The sequence below is a fragment of the Novipirellula sp. genome, assembly GCF_041583735.1.
Lineage (GTDB): Bacteria > Planctomycetota > Planctomycetia > Pirellulales > Pirellulaceae > Novipirellula.
Genome location: NZ_JBFHFD010000687.1, coordinates 1 through 4,567 on the forward strand (window position 1 = coordinate 1; position 4,567 = coordinate 4,567).

Sequence of the window (4,567 nt, forward strand, 5' to 3'; positions counted from 1 at the left end):
ATTGTCGCCCGAGATGCCCGATGCGTTCTTTGACTCCGATGCACTGCATCGTGCAATCTTAAATCTGGTGACCAATGCGGTGGACGCGGCATCGGAACATGCTAAGAAACAAGGTGAAGCCGCCGAGCAAGTCGCTGTCGAAGCCGCCGGCGAAAGCGGGGATGACAGTGGCGAGGAAGTCACGTTTGCGGCCAACGTCAAAGTGATCACGCTGTACGATCCCGCCGAGGGCTGGATCGTCGACGTTGTTGACAATGGTCCCGGCGTTCCCGAAGAAGATCGGCAGAAGATTTTTTCATTGTTCGAGTCCCGCAAAGGGGCGCGGGGCACAGGACTAGGGTTGCCCGTCAGTGCAAAGATCATGCTTGAACATGGTGGGGATATTCAAGTTCTAACGCCGGCCAACGGTAAAGGCAGCTGTTTTCGTTTGCGGCTTCCACCACGTGGAACCGATCTCGGCGACCTTAGCCGCCGCGACACGATGGCATAGCGAGCATGCTTTACCTGCCGGGCAGCGGTTTTAGCGGCACGACTCGATCGCCCGGACCACGGCGTCGGGAGCGATGTCACCTACCAAACCAACGCGGCCGATTCGCTCGGGCAAGATGAATCTCAGCTTTCCGTGTGATACTTTCTTGTCACGCTGCATCACGGGCAACATCGCGTCGACGTCGGCTTCGGCAAACGTGGTGGGTAATCCGCATGCCAAGAGCAGGTCGTTTTGTCGGCTTAGCAAACTCGCGTCACACATTCCCAAATCGACCGCCAAGTTCGCGGCCATTTGCATTCCGATCGCGACGGCTTCGCCATGCAACAGTTTGCCATAGCCTGCGGTCGCTTCAATCGCATGAGCAAACGTGTGGCCGTAATTTAAAATCGCGCGGCGGCCACTGGTTTCTCGTTCGTCTTCACCCACCACTCGCGACTTGGATCGACAGCTCTCGGCGATCGCACGCCGGACCGCTTCGTCTTCGCGTGCGACGAGCTTGGTGGCGTTTGCTTCTAGCCAATCAAAAAAATCGGCATCGTCGATCACGCCGTACTTGATGACTTCGGCCAATCCGCTGATGTACGCTCGCTCGGGCAACGTCGACAAGACATCGGTGTCAATCAACACCAGCGAAGGCTGCCAGAAGGCGCCGACCATGTTTTTCGATGTCGGAAGATTGATCCCCGTTTTGCCTCCCACACTGCTGTCGACCATTGCCAGCAGCGTGGTCGGGACTTGGATAAATCGGATGCCACGTGTGAACGTAGCGGCTGCGAACCCGGCAAGATCCCCGATCACGCCCCCGCCGACGGCAATCAGTACGCTGCTGCGGTCGGTCGAACAATCGAGCATCCATTGCCAAATTTCGCTTAGCTGCGAGACCGATTTACTTGGCTCGCCCGATCCCACCGTGAGCGTGCTGACGCGAACCGGCTTTCCAGCCTGGGTTTGGCAAGCGGTTAGTGAGTCCGTTAACTGCTTGGCCCACGGATTTTCGACCGCGGCGTCGGCGATCACCAATGCGTGCGACAGGTCCGGCAAGGTTGCCAGAATTGTTTGGCTGAACGAGTCAATCTGCTGAGTGCCGATCTTGATTGGGTAGCTGCGGTCGCCAAGCGGGACTTCGACAGAGAGCGTTGGATTGCGTTGGGAACCCGATGACATGAGAGGACTCGAGGCGTTGCGGAGGAAGGGGGAGTGGAATTCGTCTGGGAAAATTGGTGTCATTTGCCTGTAGCTTACAGTGCGATAAGCTTCCAGTTCAGATGAGCTGCAAGTGCATGCTGGGCTTGATTGCCCCGCCGGAAGCCTATCTCACGCACCGCCACCTCGTAAACCGACACCCCGCACACGAGACAATTTTTTGGAAACGGAAACGACTCACGCCGACAAGTACAACGATCCGCGAGCTCGTATCACTCGACGAGGTGTGCTGATTGGCATCGCTGTCGTCGTGTTAGGGGTAATCGGCGCCTACTTTAGCATCACCGGGCGGCGGACCAAAATCGAAAAGAGCACCGCGTTCTGGGGGCAAGAGACGATTACCGCGCTGCAGCTTGGCGAGCGGTTCGAAATCATTCCGATCGACGGCGAGCGGAAAGAGCCAATCAATTTGACCGCGATGCCCGGGCTCGGACTGCTGCGTCAGGCGTTGCTGGAGGACCGCAACTACCAATGGGACACTCAGGGCAACCGTCCCCTGTCCGAGCGGATCGCCGACTCCGAGACCAAGGAACGGATTCGCTTTCGGCTAACCGATCCCAACGGAAAACGGTTCGAGAAAGTGGAGTTGGATCTGGATTTAGATAGCGGTTGGATCGCTGCTGGCGACGGTTCCAAGAGTGTCCGCATCAATGCACACACGCGACCGAAGCTGAAAAATTTTCTCTCGACAGTGATGCACGCCGAGCAAAAACGCTACGACTTTCGCGAGTAAGCCGGACGCTCGCGAAATCGACGCGGTTGGTGTTGCAGAATCGTTTGTCGAAAAGTGCCCCGATGTTTGCCACTGCAGCGGGGTAGCGTGCTAGGATAAGGATCAAATCCTTTTTGCGACCGTCCGCGAGGTTGATCCGATGTCCACAGATCGACGCAAACGATTGGCACAAGTGATCGAGCCACTCACGGCGCTTGATGAGTTTTCGTCGGAGCAGGCAAAAGCGGTGTGCGAACAGGCCAACCCGGCCTATGTCACCTCGACACTAAAGACATTGGTTCGCGAAGGCATCCTGCAGCGAATTGTGGTGGATGATCAACACCGGTTTCGTTGGTGTGAACCGGAGCGGTTTCAGCCCGAAAAATGGATCGACCAGCAAATCCACGGGTTGCAAGTCAGGGAAACGCCGGAGCAGGAGCGACCTCGCGAAAAATTGCTTCGCAATGGAGCGGCGTCGCTCAGCAATGGCGACTTGTTGGCAATTCTGATCCGCGTCGGCGTGCAAAAAGAGTCGGCGATTGCGGGCGGCAATTTGCTCGGCAATCGTTTCGCCATGCAGCTGGAAAAGTTACCACGAACCGATCGCGAAGAGCTTCGCGAAATCAGTCCGACGATCAACCGTGTCAGTTATGCGCAAATAATGGCGGGCATCGAATTAGGACGTCGCGTGGCCGCCGCGCAAGCAAGCCATCGCCAAGACGAGACCAGAATCACGAGCACCGAGTCAGCGATCCAGTACTGTGCGAATGAATTCGCCAGATTGGCGACCGATGCGGTGCAAGAAGAGTTCCATATCGTCACACTTGATACGAAGCACAAGCCGATTCGCACCCATCAAATCACGATCGGCACGCTCGATGCAAGCTTGGTGCACCCTCGCGAAGTGTTTCGCCCTGCGATTCGCGACGCAGCGTCGGCTGTTTTGCTAGTACATAATCATCCCAGTGGTGATCCGACACCAAGCCGTGAAGATATTCAGGTGACCGAGCGGTTGACCGACGCTGGCAAATTGCTCGGGATTGTCGTGTTGGATCATATCATTGTCGCCAGTCAGCGATGTCTGAGCATCCGCGAGGAAAGCTAGACGTGGTCGGATTCCTTGCCGCGTTGTCGTTGTTCGCGTTGAATTTCGTTCACCAGTGCACAAGTTGTTTTTTGTGAAAACTTGGCGTGAACACTTTCTTTCCTTGTCGTGAACTTGTTTAATTCATCGTAAGTAGGGGCACGGTCTCATTCCAAGATGCTCTTAGCGAAAGGGAGTTGCTCAGTGGACGGACAGTTTAACGCCATTGCAGATCACGTTGACCGCGTTGGAACCGAGGCTCAGGCCGGTCGGTTCAAACTCTCTCTCGGCCAACAGTGGGAATATGAAAACCACGGCTTTGTGGTTTTAGATCAGGTGATCGATGTCGCCGCGATTGCGGAGATGCGAGATGCGATCACAAAGATGGTCGCCCAGTACTCGCTGCCTGGTGAGTCGCCGATGGATGCCTGTATTCGTTTGAACCACGAAAATGACCGCGCGCTTTACAACATTTACTGCGTCAGCCATCAATCAGCCGCGATGAATCGCTTGCGAGAGCAGTGTCGAGATATCGTCGAGCAGGTGATACCCAAAAATTCCGGCGTTCTGATCGACGTCGATTCGCACATTATTTTCTGTATTCCCGATTCCACTCGGCTGACGTGGGGGTGGCACCAAGAGAGTACCTATGATGTGTTCGACGGCAACGGCGTCAATTTTTGTTTGCCGATCTTTGAACGCGCCACTCGCGACAATGGCTCGATGAGCGTGCTCAGAGGAAGCCACGTGATGGGCAAGTTACCGTTTGACAAAGTCAAGGAACACGAGAACGGGGCGACCACGTTGGTGCCGCAAGGGATCCAAGAGTACGAAGAGGCGTTTGATGAGATTGTCTTCGAAGCGGACCCCGGATCGGTAGTGATGTTTAATCGCCACCTGATCCATCGCTCGAACCCGAATCAAACGCCGCGACCGCGAATCACTGCCGTGATTCGGTTTATGCAGATCGAATCGCTACCCGAGTCGTTCGAAAAGCCGTACTAACGTAGCGTGGCAGCATGGCAGCATTGCGACGCGAGTGGCTGAACGGACGCGAGAGAGAGTCTCAGCCGGTTGG

General features: G+C 55.8%; 5 protein-coding genes. 4 read left to right on the plus strand and 1 reads right to left on the minus strand.

Annotated features, from left to right (window positions below; genetic code table 11):
• A partial coding sequence (locus tag ABX962_RS30945) for an ATP-binding protein (protein ID WP_372725371.1) occupies nucleotides 1–490 on the plus strand: 490 nt, incomplete at its 5' end.
• A gap of 30 nt (nucleotides 491–520) precedes the next feature.
• On the opposite strand, the gene aroB is transcribed toward ABX962_RS30945, so the two are convergent.
• Nucleotides 521–1,654, minus strand: coding sequence for a 3-dehydroquinate synthase (gene aroB, locus ABX962_RS30950; RefSeq protein ID WP_372725373.1), 1,134 nt, complete (start codon nucleotides 1,652–1,654; stop codon nucleotides 521–523).
• A 199-nt stretch (nucleotides 1,655–1,853) separates the two neighbouring features.
• Here aroB and ABX962_RS30955 point away from each other — a divergent pair, with 199 nt between their 5' ends.
• The 3 genes from ABX962_RS30955 to ABX962_RS30965 all read left to right on the plus strand — a co-directional run bounded on the left by ABX962_RS30955 (nucleotide 1,854) and on the right by ABX962_RS30965 (nucleotide 4,494).
• Nucleotides 1,854–2,426, plus strand: a complete 573-nt coding sequence (locus ABX962_RS30955) for a hypothetical protein (RefSeq protein WP_372725375.1) — start codon at nucleotides 1,854–1,856, stop codon at nucleotides 2,424–2,426.
• A 139-nt stretch (nucleotides 2,427–2,565) separates the two neighbouring features.
• Nucleotides 2,566–3,510, plus strand: coding sequence for a DNA repair protein RadC (radC, locus tag ABX962_RS30960; protein ID WP_372725377.1), 945 nt, complete (start codon nucleotides 2,566–2,568; stop codon nucleotides 3,508–3,510).
• 183 nt (nucleotides 3,511–3,693) lie between these two features.
• Nucleotides 3,694–4,494 (plus strand): phytanoyl-CoA dioxygenase family protein, encoded by an 801-nt coding sequence (locus ABX962_RS30965; RefSeq protein ID WP_372725379.1) that lies wholly within the window; start codon nucleotides 3,694–3,696, stop codon nucleotides 4,492–4,494.
• Nucleotides 4,495–4,567 lie beyond the last annotated feature (73 nt).